Raw genomic sequence first — 17,578 nt, forward strand, 5'->3', positions numbered from 1 at the left:
GATACAAAATGCCGCTATTCACTGAGTTCTTGGCCTTCCGCCAGCGCAAACTTGCGGCGAAAGAACCAAACACAGGCGTAAAACGGACCGGTGTCCAGCAATGCCACGATGGCCTTGAACAGGAATCCATTTATAAAAAGAGACTGGAACCTGTCCCAGGCTATTGCACCGAAACCACATAAAAGCAAAAGGATGGTGAGCGTATCGGCCAGTTGAGAGAACAACGTGGAAAAATTGTTACGCACCCAAAGATGCTTGCCTTTGGTAAGCCGCTTCCAGAAATGGAACAAGCGTATGTCGATGAACTGAGCGAAAAGGTATGCGATCATGGAAGATCCTACGGATAGGCCCGTCATCCCAAAAACTTTTTCGAAGGTCTCGTTCGGGACGGGCGACCAGGAAGTGGCAGGAACCACCGCAGCCAGAATCACAATGCCCATGACAAACACACTGGACACAAGTCCGGCCATCACCACCTGGTCTGCCTTCTTGCGACCGTATATTTCAGAAATGATGTCGGTTACCAGAAAAGTGATCGGATACGGGAGGATGCCCACCGATATCTGGAAAGTATAAATACCAAAGGGTGTCCAGTAGAAGAACTTCTGGAAAATGAGGTTGCAGGACACCAGTGAGGCGATGAAAATTCCTGCGAGAAAGAGATACCACCTGTCGGCGGCAATTTTTATATTCCTGTCCATTAAAAATTGGCTGCAGTGATTGCACCGCAGCCAATTTAGCCATTACGTACCGGAATCTAAAAAATACTTACCTGGCGAATGCAGTGGATCGGGATGATCCGACCACCTTTCAATATGATGTTTCCCTCTGTAGTGGCCCAGATTGTTGTTTCAACGCGCTTCAATCCTTCTTCCACTTCGAACAAAATCTTGACTTTTCTTCTGTACACATTCCCCAAAGATGTGGCAATTTCCAAGAGCTTTTTGCGGGTTGTAATTTCCTCCTTGTCGTTCAATACTTCAGATTTCTTAAACCGCATTCCACCCAAATGCTCTTTTTCCACGGTAATGGCTTGAGCAAACATTTCCTGTCCTGACATAGGTTTATGAATTAATAGATAAGTAATGGGAAAGAAATCTTCCCTTGGGATAGAAACGTAAGCTAGAAAATTTTGGTTTCAATGTCAAGCAAGATTTTTTCCGCCAAGACACCTTTATTTATTGACATTTTACAGATCCATCTTCCAGGATAGCTGCAGGACGCGCTTCGTGCCTGGTTTTACCTTAAACCGCTCGTCAACCCTGCATCCTGCAATCCAAACCACCTTATTCCCAGACAAAATCAAGGGCACCTCTTCACGGGCAGCCCGGTCCATTTTAATGTCGGTGAAGAAATCACTCAACTTTTTGCTGCCTTTGAGGCCGAGCGGACGGAAAGTGTCTCCTTTCTTCCAATACCTGACGGTCAGCACCTGACCGCACGTATCAGCATCTAGGCAGGCAATGGCCGGGTCTTTGGGCCATTTTGCAGGTGGTTTGTTCAGGATTTTACGGGTAAATATTCCCCTGTTGATGCGTAAAGTGGCTTTGCTCAGGTTCCATTTCCATGAGGGGGGGGTATCGTCTTTCTTTTTAGGGCTTCTTTTCCGGATATAGATCACACTGCTACCCACGGTCAGTCGGTGGGTACCCGAGAAAAACTCCTTCCCTGTTTTGCCTGTTTCCTGCAGGATGGATGCGGCCACATCTTCATGAAAACCATAATCCTTCAGCACTTCGGAAAGCAAAAGCTGCAAGCCGGGCTGGGGAGAAAGGCACCACCTCGGGATTTCCAGGTGTGTTCCTTTGTCTTCCAATATCTCATCCCTGAACATCACCAAGGCACTGTTCACAATCGCCTCGGCATCCGCCCACCGCGCAACATTGGCTTCCATGGTCTTTTCAAGTGACGGATTGATTTGCCTGAGAACCGGCACCACATCCAGGCGCATGCGATTGCGGGTATACTTCCTTGATGCGTTGCTGCTATCTTCCCGGTACGAAAGTTTCTGGGATGCTGCGTAACTCCTGATTTCTTCACGGGTGGCAAACAACAACGGATGAATCCGCGCTCCCTGTTGAGGCAGCATACCACGTAAACCGGCCAACCCGGTACCCCTGACCATATTGATGAGCACGGTTTCCACCTGGTCATCCAAATGGTGGGCCGTAGCCACGTGTGCATAGCCATTGTCTACAAGCAGCCCTTCAAACCATGCATATCTTTTCTCCCTTGCGAGCATCTGTACGGAAGCTCCGGAAGCCTGCTTTCCTTTCAGTGGGATTTCCTTGTAGTGAAACGGCACTTTGAATTTTCGTGCCAGCTGTTTCACAAAGCGGGCGTCTTCTTCCGATTCTTTTCCCCGAAGTTTGAAATTGACATGTGCCATTGCAAAAGGGATTTGAGCCCGGTGAAACAATGCTGCCATCACCACCGAATCCACACCGCCACTCACAGCCAGCAGCACGGTAGACGCTGTCTCCACCAGGTGATGTTGTTTGATGTATTGACGGAATGAACGGTACATATCAATTCATTGGGGAAATCGGGTTCGAGAGCTGGGACGATGTCAGCACGGAATGGGCTTTCAGCAGGCATTCACGGTACTCATCTTCCGGAACTGCCCGGCTGGTAATGGCACTGCCGGTATGGAGGGAAAGGTATTGATTTTGCCGGTTGTACAAAAGGGTACGGATCACCACATTGAAATCGAAATCACCTTCGGGTGTCAGGTAGCCTATGGTACCGGAATAGAGTCCCCTGCTCACCTGCTCGAATGTATCAATCAGTTCCATCGAACGGATCTTCGGAGCGCCGGTCATGGACCCCATCGGGAAAGATGCCTTTACGCAATCCCAGAAGTCCACCCCCGATCTAAGTGTGGCCCTTACCGTAGAGACCATCTGGTGTACCTTTGGAAAGGTTTGGATTCCGAACAACTCCGAAACAGAAACCGATCCTTTCTCTGCTATACGCGACAGATCATTGCGAACCAAATCCACAATCATCACATTCTCACTTTGCTCTTTCGGATTTCCCCGAAGCAGGTCGATCTGCCTCCGGTCTTCGCCTGCATCCCGCCCCCTGCCGATTGTACCTTTCATGGGTTGTGATATCAGTTCGCTTCCGCTTTTTTTCAGGTAGCGTTCCGGGCTTGCACTCAACACGAATTGTTCTCCGCAACGGAAGTAACAGGAGAAAGGACTCGGGAAATGTCTGGCCAGGTGCAAATATGCCAGATCCGGATCAAGACCGGCATCCGTCGCATAAAATTCCTGGCAGAAATTCATTTCATAGATATCGCCCCGGCGTATATGACCAAGAATCTGTTCTGCGCGTTTCTTGTACTCATTTTCCGTCATGCGCTGCCTAAAAGCCAAACCCTCGGGCCACTGAGGTTCTAACGCGTGCATGTTTTCCACCTCCTTCCATACCGATGCCGCATGCCGGGGATCATCCGGATGCATGGCCACCTCCACCTGATCACCGTTGAGACGGATCAGCACCTGAGGCACGAAAAAATAAGCCAGGGGAAAACCGGCAGGCTGAGGCTTCTGACTGACAAGATGTTCAATGTGGTTTTTCACATCATAGGAAAGAAATCCGAACATCCAGTCGGAATGACGTCGCTGAAAGGCCCTTAACGCTTCAAGGAGATTTCCGTCGAATGCTGCGTCAGCCGTGAACGCTTCGTGCACACCGATGGCCACCAGCAGGGATTGGGAAGAATTGGGATAACCGTTGCTGTTGAGCAGTGCGATGTTCGCATCCTGTTTACCGGCCCACGCCAGCACTTTCGGCACCAGGTGTACCGGGTCTTTGATCGGGAAGGTTTGAAAAGACCGCATGAATGGTAAAGATACAGACCCCGCTCAATTGACCAAAGTCGCAGACGGCGCGATCAGGCCTGACAATGCCCGCACCCAGTCATCGCGATCGTTCAGACTTGGCACCAGCGTAACCGATTCGCCTCCGTGTGAACGGAACAATTCATTGTATTCCGTTCCGATTTCGTACAGCGTCTCGAGGCAATCTGCCACGAAAGCTGGTGAAAAGGCCAAGATATTTTTCACGCCCTTCTCAGCCAATTGTGCCAGTACCTCATCGGTATAAGGTTGTACCCAAGGATCTCGCCCCAGTCGCGATTGAAAGGTAACCGTATAGGATTCCTGCGGGATGCCCAACCGGCCTGCCGTTTCCCTGGCGGTATGAAAACACGCGGCACGGTAGCACCCTTTATTCCGGTCGTTGATGGTGGCGCAGCATTGATTGTTCAACTGGCAATACCCGTTAGGATCATCCTTGAGAATATGTCGCTGAGGGAGTCCATGGAAGCTGAAAAGAAAATGGTCATATTCATCCAGGCGGAAAGAACCGGCTGTAGCAGCCACCGCATCCAGGTAACGCTCATCCTGATAAAAACTTCGCACTTCTTTTACCCTGATGCTCAGGTCCAGGTTCTTCAAAAGGCGTTGCACTTCCTCCAGGGTGGATGTGGTGGTGGAAGAGGCGGGTTGCGGGTACAACGGTACCACAATCAGCTCTTCGGCCTCCGCCAAAAGTTTCCATTGATGAAGGGTTTCCGCGATGGACGGATGCTGGTATCGCATGGCCCACTGCACATCGTAGGATGTACCCAAAACACGTTGTAGCTTTTTGGCCAGGTTGGCGGTATGGATAGCCAGCGGCGAACCTTCCGGGGTCCATATTTCCTTGTAAAGTGCCGCCGACTTCGGGGCACGGAAAGGTGCGATGATTAACTGAACCAGCAGGAATCTTTTCCAATAAGGAATGTCAATGACGTACGGATCCATGAGGAATTCCCTCAGGTATTTGCGCACGTCACCTGTCGCAGGGGAATCCGGTGTTCCCAGGTTAATGAGTAATACAGCTGTTTTCAAGGGCGACTCCTGCTGACCATGCTACATGTGAAGGGCACGCTTGGCTGTTGCGTCAAGGCATGCCTCCTTGAATGCTTCTGTGTACGTGGGATGTGCATGGCTCATACGCGCCACATCTTCTGCAGATGCACGGTATTCCATGGCAACCACGGCTTCAGCGATCATATCAGCCGCACGCGGACCAATGATATGCACACCCAGGATCTCGTCTGTATTGGCATCAGCAATCACCTTCACGAAACCGTCGGTATCCATGCTGGCCCTTGCACGGCCACTGGCCTTGAACGGGAATGAACCCGTTTTGTATTTGGTGCCCGCTTCCTTCAGTTCTTCCTCCGTGTAACCCACGGACGCCACTTCCGGCCAGGTATAAACCACACCGGGGATCAGCTTGTAATTGATATGGGGTTTCTGACCTGCCATGAGTTCAGCCACCATCACACCTTCTTCTTCGGCTTTGTGGGCCAGCATGGCGCCACGTACCACGTCACCGATGGCATAGATGCCCTTCACGTTGGTTTCGAGGTGATCGTTCACGATGATTCTTCCCCTCTCATCCGCCTTCACGCCGGCTTTATCCAATCCCAGGCCGTCGGTATAGGGTTTGCGGCCTACCGCCACCAGGCAATAATCACCATCAAATGTTTCTGTTTCCCCTTTCGGGTTTTCTGCGGTAACGGTTACTTTCTTTCCTTTTACCGAGGCATTCTTCACTTTGTAACCCAGCTTGAATTGCATGCCGAGCCCTGTAAGTACTTTTTGTAATTCTTTCGACAGGGCCTTGTCCATCGTGGGAATGATGGCGTTCATGTATTCCAGCACGGTGACCTTGGTTCCCAGTCTTGCATAGACCGAACCCAGTTCAAGTCCGATTACGCCTCCTCCGATCAGGATCATCTCCTTCGGAAGCTCCTCTAGGTTCAAGGCTTCAGTTGAAGTGATGATGCGTTTCTTGTCGATCTCCACACCGGGAATACTGGCCGGTTTGCTGCCGGTGGCGATGATGGTTTTCTTGGTTTTAATCGTGGTGACTTTGTCCTTGCTGTCTTTAACGGCCAGGGTATTCGCATCCTGGAAAGAACCGTGCCCGTTGTACACGTCAATTTTGTTCTTTTTCATCAAGTAGGAAATACCGTCGCAATTCTGCTTCACCACATCGGCCTTGCGGGCGATCATTTGTTTGAAATCCACCTTCAGGCCCGTTACGCCGATCCCGTGTGTTTTGAAATGATGGTTGGCGTTGTGGTAGTGCTCAGAAGAATCCAGAAGTGCCTTGGAAGGAATGCAACCCACATTCAGACAGGTGCCGCCCAGGGTGGCATATTTCTCAACAATAGCGGTTTTCATGCCCAGTTGTGCGCAACGAATGGCGGCAACATATCCGCCCGGGCCCGAACCAACGACTACAACATCATATTCATTCATGGGTGTGAAATTTTGGGCGAAGGTACGGAATGAAGCCCATTTGTGGTAACAATATTCCACGGCGGGCATGCCCCGAAAGTGTTGGTGCTATCGCGCCAGTTTCCTGTTCCTGATCCGGGTGGCGAAAGTGGCTACTACTAGGAAGACCGCCAGCCAGGATGCAAGGCGAAAGATATAGTCACCCCAGATGGCATACACGGTTAACTTATGGTTGGCCTGAATGGTAGCCCTGATGGCAGTGGGTTCCCACCAACGGGTGGCCATGGTTTCCACGCCTTTCTGATCAATGAAGCATGAGATACCGGTGTTCGCAGAGCGGGCAATGGACCTTCTGAATTCGATCGCCCGCAATCGTGCATAGGACATGTGCTGATGATAACCAGGCGTATTGCCCCACCATCCGTCGTTGGTCACCACAAAAATGAGGGATGCCCCTTTGCGGATGTATTCGCCCATGTAATCCCCATACACAGATTCCCAGCAAATGACGGGCGCAACAGTTTGGTTACTGTCTCTTGAGTAAAAGACACTGCGATCGGGTTGCGTACCCAGGCTACCGGTGGTGCCACCCAGGTCGAAGATGATTTCCTGTAATGAATTAAAAAGCCGCGGAAAAGGGAGCTTTTCAACACCGAGAACCAGTTTGGATTTGTGATAAATCTGAACCTGATCTCCGCCGCCGACCTGCATGGCCGAATTATAAAAGTCGTACCAACCATCTCCGTTTCTGGTAGGCCGGGCTGTTTCGGTGGGGCGATCCGGGCCGGGATAGTGCCGCACCGAAGATAGTCCGGTCACCAGTTTGGTCTTGGGGAAGGATGCCAGGAAAGCCCTGATCATCAGCACCGGTTGCGCCGACTCGAGCGATTCGCAATCGAGGGCCCGCGGCAGCGCCGTCTCCGGTCCAACGATGTAATCCACATTTTCATCCATCTGATCCTGGGCCAGGGAAATAAACGCATGCAACTGTTCGTCGGGTGTCATGCCCGAGAATTTCTCCCGGTAAGGATCAATATTGGGCTGCACCACCACCACGTCTACCGGTGAATGTGGTTCTTCATAATGGTTATACATCCACAGGGAAACGATCAACGGAACCGCAAACACCACCGCCGCCAACCAGGGCCTGGGGCCTTTTTCCGACTTGTGCATGAATCGTTGCCTGAACCACCCGAATACGAGCAGATTCATCACCAACACCCACAAGCTTCCTCCTCCCACACCGGTGTACTCATACCATTGCACCCATGACGGAAGGGAAGCCCATGCGTTGCCAAGTGTTAGCCAGGGATATGAAAGTTCCCAATGAAAATGGAGGTATTCAAAGGCCAGCCAATAGATCACAAAACAGATGTAGCCCCGTTGTCGTCCAAGCCACCGCTTGCTAACATGAAACAGGGACAGGACCAGTGCCATGAAACAAGCGTTCAGAAGAATGGCGGTTCCGGCCGAGATCACTTTGGTGACCCACCCGGTTGACACGCACCAGATCCACCAGGTGGATACCAGGTTCCACATGAACGTAGTCAGGTACGCATACAGGAAGAATCGTCGGGCCGGGAGGCCTTGTGCCCGGCGTTGCGACAGGTCTTCTTCCACAATCAGCAACGGCACGAATGCGATGAACAGGAGCCATGGCATACCACCGATACCGGGCCAGCTGATGCCTAACAGCACTCCACTCAGGAGCGATAAGAGGACATGGTAAAAGGAGGTGCGTTGCATAATTAAAAAAGCAACCCAAGATACATATATGAAATGGAAATAAAGGGAAGCAACAGCATGTTAACGGAAGAGATACATCTTGCCCAGCCCGCTGTGAAAATATGCGTCTGCACCGCTTTCCCTGTGTTTGATCTCGGCACCGTTCATGCGGGTGGTAACACGGTAAAGATATAGCCCGTTGGCCAGGCGATCCCCGAACTGGTCGGTTCCATCCCATGCGAATTTGGTGATGTTGCGTCCGATCCTGATGGGACCGATTTCATCGGAGGTGATCTCGCGTACCACACGACCGCTGATGGTCATGATCTGAATCCGGAAATCGTCAGGAACCTGTGAGCCGGTGAGGGTGAACACAAAGCGGGTGGATGTCGTGAATGGATTCGGATAGTTCATGACCTCGGTAATCGTGGATTCATTGATTACCTCAAAACTCACCAGGTAATCGTACACACCGTTCCCGTCACCCGAATGGTTGGATGCCGCGTCGCGCGCACGGATCTGTAATTGGTAGGTTCCATCTTCCTCAAGAACCGGGTTATAGTGAATCTCAAATTTATTCTTCGACAGGTTACCCGGTTTCCAGGTCATCGTGGCCTGTCCGTCTTCAATGAAATACACACGTTTCGATTCCACCTCATCCGGTGCTTTCAGGTATACTTCGAAAAGGGACGTATCATTGATGGCGATGAAAGGATTCTCATCTGCCAGGGTGATGAAGATCGATGGTTGTGATGAAACGACCTCACCGTTCAGGATATGGATACCGTCGAACGTCACATCAAGAATGGGGTTGATGCGGTCCTGTATGATATGAAAAGGCACCTGAAGCAGGTTGTTGTAGTGGTATTGCTCCAGCTGGTCATAGGTGGTACCCCCTTTCGGCACGGGATTGATTTCAGCCCACACGGTAACTTCACCCGATAAGCCCTTGGTATCAATGGCAAGCGAAACATGTACCGTATCACCTGCCGGTAAGGCTTTGACACGAAATGCGGGAAAATCATGGCGGTTGCGTCCTTCATCCATCAACCAGTATTTCACCAGCAAGCTGTCAGGTAAATCGGCATGAGAAATATTTCCTGCGGCAAAGGCCATTTGTATTTCATCTCCTTCCTGCAATGTATCGGCAGCAACCTGATAGAAGGCGTTGGGCATGACCGCCAATTCGGGCACTTCATCATGTATCACCTGCCACCTTTTCAACTGAACCGGTGTACGCAGGGAATCGTCTTTGGTAAAGGCCTCGAGGCGAATCAATGGATAAACGGATGCATTCACCAACGGACCCAGCGGCACCGAATCCACCGGAATGGTATCCAGCAATACGGCCTCCGATCCATCTATACCGATACCCGTAACTGATATTCGTACTTCATCATGCGTTTCGGCATCCAGCTTCTTTTGTCTGTAATGCATGGTACCCCATGAGGTGGTCGGACCTATCACCGTGGAATGGATCTCGCCCTGGTACCAAAGGTTGGTGAGTGCCATGTTCAGTTCAATGGTGGAATTGGAATTCTCTCCGGCCGTATCCCTGACCGTTGATAGATCTCCCTTGCGAACAAAGAAAATGTACGGCTGCTGGTCGGTGAGGCCGGGCAACAAACCGGCGCCCATGTTCACCAAAACGTTCTTCTGGGCAGAAGTCCATTTCGAATAGTTCCCACCGAATACCGAGTAAACAAGCACATAGTAGCCATCAGGTACTTTCTGCAACATGGACACCATCGAATCAAGTTGTTGTGAATCGGCTGAACGGAAAATAAAGAAGTATTCCGCACGGTTCCTGCCAGGGCAGCATCCCACACAGTTGACATTGCCGAACTGGGTGTATTCTTTGGTATTCCAGGGTTGCAGCGACAAGGGATCAATCACCGCCACATGTATGGAAGGGGTGGCTGTACAGGCACCATAATCCTGCACAGCTCCGTTGATGGTATATTCATTCGGCCAGGGAGAACCGTTGGCAGCACCTTTTGTTTTACACTGCAACGAGGCTGCATTCGTCACATACGCCCAGTCACGGTTGCTTTCACGGTAATCAACCAGGGAATAATCATCATCCCTGAACTGGAAATAATGCGCCTGCCCCCAACCGTATTTACCGGGAATGTACTGGAATGAACTTTGCCTCCAGTTGTATCCTCCGTTTACCGATGAGTCCGGACTCACACGCCAGTAATAAACCATGCTGTCCTGGGCAATCAATGGCGGCGTCCATTCCAGCACACCACCCGAACCCTGCATGGATTGGGACACCAGCATGGGGCTGTTGAATGCGTCTGTGGTATCCAATTCAAACACATAGGTGGTGATATCAGCCAACGGATCCGACGTACTTGCCTTCAGCACGGGCTGGTTATCGGGAATGATGGCAAACCGCGGAGGATATACGGGCAGGATATCCGAAGACTTGATGAGGAATTCCACGGAAACATAGTTGTTATTTTCTTTAAGCTCATCCACCTGGTTCAGGTCATCCACACTTACCTGCAGGCGGTTGATGCCTACCCCATCGGTCAGATCCACCGGCATCCTGAACACCAGGGTGTCTTTGTAGAGCGGAGCGGGAACCTGCTGGGTGTATACATGCCCGAGTCTGCCGTCAGGCAGATAACGTTCCACTTCAACCAGAATCGTATCGTGAATCGCCTTGCCGATGTTCCGCATTACGAGGTTCACATCAAAACTATCCACCTCATTGGTGATGTCTTCCGGTGAAAAATAGACATCAGACGTACTGATCACGTAGTCGGGTTTCGATTGGGCATTGATGATAATAGCAGGGTCTCCGTGAAGGGTCATTTCAAGCACTGTGGCCTTGGTGGGCCAAAGTTTGCTTTGCATGTCGCGAATGGAGTGCTGAAGGATATTCCCGATGGGTTTTCCGTAATCCTCTCCGGAAAAATGTTTAAAAAACGACTTCGAATAATCGTGGGTATAGAATTCTATTCCCAAGCCTACCTGTGCAATGCATGCAATGGCACCTCCTTCCGGCGTGAGCACCCATTGTTCGGTAATACTTCCTGAATAAGCCAGGTGAAGATTACCGGAAAAACATGAGTTCGCAACCATTAAGGGATACCGGTTCTTGTTATGAAAATTTTCAGGGGCATCCACATTCTGATCGAACCCGCTGGACGTGGCGTGACCGAAGAAAGTCATAATGGATACGCCGTTGTTGATCAGGTGGGCCACGGAATCCGAAAGGTTCACCTGGATGGGATCGGCAGATGTTTTGGAGAAGGTATAAACGGTTCCTCCGAAACTGGTATCGGTGAGTGATTGTTCGTACTCATTAAGGTGCTGGCGAAAACGGTTTGCTTCCACGCTGGTGGATCCTCCGCCAAAGTGAAGCACTTTCTTCATCCATTCGGCAGGTTGCTGGGCTTCGTAGGCTTTGACTTTATCCAGGTACAGCAGCACATCCTGGGAATTTTTAGCAGCCAGCCTGCCGATGGGAATGGCCGGTTCGTACAGGTAGGCGGTATCCAGTCCGGCCGTAAAAAGCAAATCACTGGGAGGATCGCCAAAGCTGGGAACCAGGCAAGCTTCAAAGTTCGACGGCGATTTCCTGAACCCTTTCGCGCTGACTTCATCATGTGCATGGATGGACTTCCCCAGCAGGAAGAGGTATTCGGGGCGAACGCTCCAGGTGCTCAACGCCATGTCACAGAACCTGCGAATGGCGAGTGGATGCTTGGCAATTCCGTAAGCAAACTGGTCATACAATTCCTCCGCCTCCACCACAAGCGGATTAAAACCACCGCCCTGGCTGCTTGCCCTGTAGCTTTTGTAAAGTGCACCTTCTATGGCGAGTGTGCGGGAGGTCAGGATGAGGTAGTTGTGGTCTTTTTCCACATTGCCATAATCGGTGAACTTACCATTGTAGGTCACCTTCCGTATCACCGATACCTCAATGATGTCGCCGTCGGAAACCAGGCTGCAGTATTTGTTCTTGCCTGCATTCGGGATGAGCATATGGAGATAACCACCTGCGCTCACCACGGGAATAATCCTGTTGTTGGTATGATCATAGAGGGAAGCGCCTCCTCCTTTGGTCACAAAATTGTTGCATTTGAGGTAGGTCTTCGACTGGCCGCTTGCATCCGGAACAACCATGTGAAATGTACTTTTCCCTTCCAGATCGGTCAGATGCGGGTAGCTTAACGTTATCCAGGCCATGGCTGTGCGGTCTGCCGGGTTACCCACATCCGGTACGCTTACCACATCCAACGGTGTTTGGTCAGCATCAAACACACCGGTTGAAATCAAGCTTGAATGGATGGTTTGCGGATATGCATTGAACAGTGTATCCAACACTTTCACCTTGGACGATCCGAGCGTGACACGAAGATGATGATCGGTTCCGGATTCTCCTGCCAGTGAAAATCTTACCAGTGCCTGCGGACCGCCTGTGTACCATTTGGAGGTAGGTAACTGAAATGTTTTGGTATTGCCCAGGGTGAGGGCATTGGCCATCCAGCCTTCACCCGTGATGTATTCTGCATCACTGCTGCCTCTTGCATCAATCTGTCCGGCATAGTACGCATCGCTGTAGTATACATCCTCTTCCTTGGTAAAATACGGGGATTCTGCATAGCTGCCGAACGCCACATCCGTTTCCTTGATCATCCTGCTATTTGTGGTAGAAGCATTCCACGTGAGAAAGTAATAAGCTGTATCGGTCACAAGACTGTAACCGGGGTTGCCCTGAACCTGCCCGGGCGCATATAGGAGGCTATCAAACCAACCGGTGTTCTTCTCTCCCCAGAACAGGATGTAGTCATTGGAATTGAATACCCCGTCCGACTCTCCGTTCACATGAATATAGGCCTCCTGGCCCTTGTTGAATACCTGAATATTCCGGGGATCGATGGAGTTAACAGGGATGCCCGCATTGGCCAATGCCCCGTAGGTGATCTTGTACACCCCGTTTTTGTAAACGGGTATTTTATAATATGTCTGGTTGTAATTGATCCACTCATTGCCGAATTGGCCGGCTGCTGTCAGGTAACAGGCAATAAAAAGGACAACGAGGTAAAGCTGTTTCATGGTTGGTCTCTGATGATATCCAGCTTCAGGGAAAATATGTTTGAGTACAGACCTGATTCCTTGTTACCCAGGTTGGTCAGTGCATAATCGATGGAAAGTTTCTTGAGTTTGAGTCCAAGCCCCATGTTGGGTTGAACGATGGTTTGTTTGGAACCGTCGGCATTGGTCACTTTCTGAAACTGACCGAGACCGGCCCTCAGGAATACCATATTCTTATAACCGGCTTCAATGCCTATGTGCGGGTCGGCACTGAATGTGTGTGCGGCAATCAGCACATTGCGCTTTCCATCGGATGTGATGTCCACATCGGCTTCCGCCATCAGGCTGAACATGTCTTTGAATGCCAACTTTCGGGCCGCTCCGAAACGAAACCTGGGCAATGTGACCTCGAGGGAGTTTTCCGGAATTTCATTCCCGGTAGAAGCAAACACCTGTTGCATTTCCGGGGTCAGGTCGTAGCTCCATGCATTGAAGGTAGAGGTGAGATCTCCTCCCATCACACCGAACAGCCATTCTCCCAGTTTGTATTGGGCACCCAGCTCCATCCCGAAACCCCAGGCCCTGGCGAAATCGCCGACCTTGCGGTGTACGATCTTCGCATTCACGCCATAACTCAGACCGGAAAGAAATCCTGCCCTGCGTGCGTATGAGATCAGGAACCCATAATCAACCGCTGAAAACGAAGTAATCCGGTCGTAATCGATGTTGCCGTTTGCATCAATGAGTTCCGTGGTGTTGGGGATATCATCCACACCGAATCGCACCATTGAAAGGCCAAAGGCACTGTTGCTATCCAAAGGAGTGGCCAGGGCACCATAGTCATAGTTGGCAATACCGGCGAAATAAGAAGCATGCATCAGCGAAATCTGGATGTTGCTTTTAATGGCCAGCAGACCGGCAGGATTCCAATAACCGGACGTAACATCATCCGTATTCGCCACACATGCATTCGACATTCCAAGCCCACGGGCACCTACCCCCAACGTAAAGAACTCATTGCTATATTTGGGAGCTTGCGCCCGCACCTCTGCAGCACTTAGAAATACCAGAAACAGCGGCATCAACCAGCCGGAAGCAATCTTTATCTTTATCCTGGATAAAATCATATGATCAAAGATTATACTAAGGATTTTAATATGGGTTACGCCCTTCACAAATATGGCAATTCACAGGGATTTTAACCCTCGCATCCTTATTTTTATTTTAACCGTGGTGTTTTTGCACGCCGCTACCTTCTTTTTCGGTATCCGGCACGGGCACCCTTACTATGGTTATCCCAAGTCGGATTCATATGGTTACCTGGCGCAGGCGAAAAATATAAGAGATGCAGGATCCTGGTACTGCGGAGACCTTGATTCGGGGTTCGATCCCAACCTTGTCAGTCAGCGCCCGCCCCTGTATGGCCTGGTAATTTACCTGACTGGAGGCATTCTTCCGCCCCACATGGGACTCCTGATCATACAGAACCTGCTTGGCATCGCCAACATCCTGTTCATGTTTTGGCTGGGCACCCGTTTTCTTGGTATTCGGAAAGATCATCCCGGCTGGTTTGCACTTCTCTGGTTCCCTTCACAGTTCATTTTTGCCAATGTGGTCATGTCGGAGATTCTGTTTCAGTCTTTTGTTCTCACATCCGTGGCTTTCCTTATGGCCTTCTTAAAATGTGGACGAAGGAGAGACCTTTATGTATCCCAATTCGCCCTGGCCCTGGCCATGCTAACCAAACCCGTAATGTACCTGATGTGGATGCCGATGGCCTTGTTCCTGCTTGTGTACATGATTCGGAAACGGACCGGTATCAGGTATATACCGGCTATTCTGATCCCTTTCTTAACGGTATTGGGTATATCCCTGCACAACCGGCAAGCCACAGGTTACTTACACTACGCCAGCATCCGAAACTTCAACCTGCTCTATTACAACACCAATTACACCCTGCAGGAGGCCGTTGGTGCGGAAAAGGCGGATATCATGATTACTGATCTGACCCATAGGATAGCACATGCAACCACCTATGCGGAAGGCCAGCGGTTACTTGAGGCGCAGTGCCTTCATTGGCTATGGCAATACAAGGGCGTGTATGCACGGATGGAAGGCAAGGGATTGTTGAAATTTTTTCTGGATCCAGGCAGATGGGACCTGTACAACTTCCTGGGGTTACCACAGAATGACCAACCAGGATGGATGTCACGTTACCAAACCGGCGGCGCAAAGGCAGTACTTGCTTATGTCGCTTCATTTCCTACCTGGGTTTGGCTGTTTATGTTCCTGACCTATGGTATCAATATTTGGATGCTGATCGGTTTGATGCATTTCGTGCGTGGCAGGTATCCCGAACGGCACATGCGCATCGCCGTCACCGGTACCATCCTTTATTTTGCCGTATTGGCCGGTCCCCTGGCTTCAGGGCGATTCCGATTACCCGTATATCCTTTGATTGCCATGGCGGCCCTTTCCGGCTGGGCACATCGCAAAACCACCACCGCTGCACATGACCGGCCGATGGTGTCCTTGGAGTGATTTTTTGTAGCTTTGATTCCTCATCGAGACCAAGCAACTTTATGCGTCGTATCCCCAATCTGATTACCCTGGCCAACCTGCTTGCAGGATGCCTGGCCATTCTGTCGGCGCTAAAAGGCAACCTATTATGGGCGTCCTACCTGATTGTCGTGGCCATGGTGCTCGACTTTGCAGACGGTATGGCGGCACGGATGCTGGGTGCTTATTCGGAGATCGGCAAGCAGCTGGATTCTCTCGCAGACCTGATCTCATTCGGACTGGCGCCTGCGTTCATTCTTTTCCGCATGCTGGAGATAGGCAGGTACCGTTATTTCTCAAGCATATTCCTGGATTTGTCAGCTGTACTGCATCTGGATTACATCAACGCCTTGCTTACCTGCATCCCTTTCCTCTATACGCTATGCGCTGCCTGGCGTCTGGCAAAGTTCAACATCGACCCTCGGCAAAAAGAGCATTTCATCGGACTGCCAACTCCGGCGGCGGCCATGGTGGTGGCATCCCTGCCATTGATCTTGCTGAAACAGATTAACGTTGGATATGTATCCATGCCGTATGACGAAACAGTGGTCACTTTTCACAACATCAACCACATCAGTGATTTTGAATCCATGGTAGCCAACTGGCTCTTTGATGCCAAGATCATGTTGAGTCTCACCGGGGTGTTATCTGTTTTGATGGTATCAACTGTTTCATTGATATCTTTGAAGTTCACTTCTTTCGGATGGAAGGAAAATGCCCCGAGGTATATCTTACTGTTGCTATCGGCCGCAGCCATCGCAGGGTTAAAGCTCATGGCAACACCTGTGATCATCCTGCTGTACATCGTGATCTCAGTGATTCACTTTCAGCAATTGAAAATCAAAGGCCAGCCGAAAGCGCCAGGAACGATTAAAACCACTTAGATGAAATACGTTGCAGAAATAGATGTCATGCCCTTAAAGGCATTGCTGGATCCCCAGGGAAAAGCGGTAACCGCCACCATGAAGAACATCGGGTTAGCCACCATCACAGAAGTACGGATCGGCAAACACATTACACTGGAAGTAGAAGCGGGAAACCAGGATGAAGCCACCCGGCAGGTTGAATCTGCCTGTCAGAAGTTGCTGGCCAATCCCATCATGGAAAGCTTCACTTTCGACATCAGGGAAGCATAAGATCCCGGACTTACTTTCTCAATTCAAACTTTTCACCCAGGTATACCCGGCGGACCTGTTCATCCTGTGAAAGTTCTTCCGCCGTTCCTGCTTTCAGGATCGCGCCTTCGAACAGCAGGTAAGCACGATCAGTGATGCTCAGGGTTTCATGCACGTTGTGGTCTGTGATAAGGATGCCGATGTTCTTTTCACGCAAGCTGGCTACAATGCCCTGTATGTCCTCCACAGCAATCGGATCCACACCCGCAAACGGTTCATCCAACAGGATGAAAGCGGGATCTACGGCCAGGGCCCGTGCTATCTCTGTTCGGCGGCGTTCCCCGCCCGACAGGAAATCCCCGCGGTTGGTGCGGATATGGTTCAGACCGAATTCTTCCAGCAACTGATCTCTCTTTCTAATGCGTTCAGCTTTGGACAACCGGGTCATTTCCAGCACGGCCATGATGTTGTCTTCCACGCTCAACTTCCGGAACACCGATGGTTCCTGTGGCAGGTATCCGATTCCCAGCCTGGCCCTCTTGTACATCGGTTCGTGGGTGATGTCTTTCTTGTCCAGCGTGATCCTGCCCGCATAGGGTTGAATCAAACCCACCATCATGTAAAAGGTGGTGGTCTTACCGGCTCCGTTGGGGCCTAGCAAACCCACGATCTCACCCTGTTTCACTTCAATGGAAACACCTTTGACAACCGTTCGTTTGCGGTATTTTTTTACGAGATCTTCGGTTTGAAGCAGCATGGGCGGGTATCAGCAAAGTTCCTGCCGAAAATACGGAAAAGCTTCGGAGAATGATGTAACAA

General features: G+C 50.7%; 13 protein-coding genes. 3 read left to right on the forward strand and 10 right to left on the reverse strand.

Annotated features, from left to right (window positions below; genetic code table 11):
- Nucleotides 1-14 precede the first annotated feature (14 nt).
- The 9 genes from H6585_12190 to H6585_12230 form a co-directional block, all read right to left on the reverse strand.
- Complete coding sequence (locus H6585_12190; protein MCB9449090.1) at nucleotides 15-701, reverse strand: queuosine precursor transporter; 687 nt, start codon at nucleotides 699-701, stop codon at nucleotides 15-17.
- A gap of 56 nt (nucleotides 702-757) precedes the next feature.
- Complete coding sequence (locus H6585_12195) at nucleotides 758-1,045, reverse strand: hypothetical protein (protein ID MCB9449091.1); 288 nt, start codon at nucleotides 1,043-1,045, stop codon at nucleotides 758-760.
- A gap of 144 nt (nucleotides 1,046-1,189) precedes the next feature.
- Complete coding sequence (gene tilS / locus H6585_12200) at nucleotides 1,190-2,527, reverse strand: tRNA lysidine(34) synthetase TilS (GenBank protein ID MCB9449092.1); 1,338 nt, start codon at nucleotides 2,525-2,527, stop codon at nucleotides 1,190-1,192.
- Nucleotide 2,528: 1 nt separating this feature from the next.
- Nucleotides 2,529-3,848 carry a chorismate-binding protein gene (locus tag H6585_12205; GenBank protein MCB9449093.1) on the reverse strand — a complete coding sequence of 440 codons (1,320 nt, stop codon included), beginning with the start codon at nucleotides 3,846-3,848 and terminating at the stop codon, nucleotides 2,529-2,531.
- Between the two features lie 24 nt (nucleotides 3,849-3,872).
- Nucleotides 3,873-4,901 carry a ferrochelatase gene (gene hemH, locus H6585_12210; protein MCB9449094.1) on the reverse strand — a complete coding sequence of 343 codons (1,029 nt, stop codon included), beginning with the start codon at nucleotides 4,899-4,901 and terminating at the stop codon, nucleotides 3,873-3,875.
- Between the two features lie 21 nt (nucleotides 4,902-4,922).
- A complete protein-coding gene (gene lpdA / locus H6585_12215) occupies nucleotides 4,923-6,326 on the reverse strand; it encodes a dihydrolipoyl dehydrogenase (GenBank protein MCB9449095.1) in 1,404 nt (467 codons plus the stop codon).
- 87 nt (nucleotides 6,327-6,413) lie between these two features.
- On the reverse strand, nucleotides 6,414-8,051 hold the full coding sequence (gene lnt / locus H6585_12220) for an apolipoprotein N-acyltransferase (protein MCB9449096.1): 1,638 nt from the start codon (nucleotides 8,049-8,051) through the stop codon (nucleotides 6,414-6,416).
- Nucleotides 8,052-8,111: 60 nt separating this feature from the next.
- The gene (locus tag H6585_12225; protein MCB9449097.1) at nucleotides 8,112-13,106 is read right to left on the reverse strand and encodes a hypothetical protein; all 4,995 of its coding nucleotides are present in this window, start codon (nucleotides 13,104-13,106) and stop codon (nucleotides 8,112-8,114) included.
- On the reverse strand, nucleotides 13,103-14,167 hold the full coding sequence (locus tag H6585_12230) for a PorV/PorQ family protein (GenBank protein MCB9449098.1): 1,065 nt from the start codon (nucleotides 14,165-14,167) through the stop codon (nucleotides 13,103-13,105). Before H6585_12230 ends, H6585_12225 begins: the two co-directional genes overlap by 4 nt.
- Nucleotides 14,168-14,324: 157 nt before the next feature.
- Here H6585_12230 and H6585_12235 point away from each other — a divergent pair, with 157 nt between their 5' ends.
- The 3 genes from H6585_12235 to purS are packed head-to-tail and all read left to right on the forward strand — an operon-like array spanning nucleotide 14,325 to nucleotide 16,780.
- The gene (locus H6585_12235) at nucleotides 14,325-15,626 is read left to right on the forward strand and encodes a glycosyltransferase family 39 protein (protein ID MCB9449099.1); all 1,302 of its coding nucleotides are present in this window, start codon (nucleotides 14,325-14,327) and stop codon (nucleotides 15,624-15,626) included.
- 41 nt (nucleotides 15,627-15,667) lie between these two features.
- Nucleotides 15,668-16,528, forward strand: a complete 861-nt coding sequence (locus tag H6585_12240) for a CDP-alcohol phosphatidyltransferase family protein (GenBank protein MCB9449100.1) — start codon at nucleotides 15,668-15,670, stop codon at nucleotides 16,526-16,528.
- Nucleotides 16,529-16,780 (forward strand): phosphoribosylformylglycinamidine synthase subunit PurS, encoded by a 252-nt coding sequence (gene purS, locus H6585_12245; GenBank protein ID MCB9449101.1) that lies wholly within the window; start codon nucleotides 16,529-16,531, stop codon nucleotides 16,778-16,780.
- 10 nt (nucleotides 16,781-16,790) lie between these two features.
- On the opposite strand, the gene lptB is transcribed toward purS, so the two are convergent.
- Complete coding sequence (gene lptB, locus H6585_12250) at nucleotides 16,791-17,516, reverse strand: LPS export ABC transporter ATP-binding protein (protein ID MCB9449102.1); 726 nt, start codon at nucleotides 17,514-17,516, stop codon at nucleotides 16,791-16,793.
- Between the last annotated feature and the right edge of the window lie 62 nt (nucleotides 17,517-17,578).

The sequence above is a fragment of the Flavobacteriales bacterium genome, from assembly GCA_020635855.1.
Lineage (GTDB): Bacteria > Bacteroidota > Bacteroidia > JACJYZ01 > JACJYZ01 > JACJYZ01.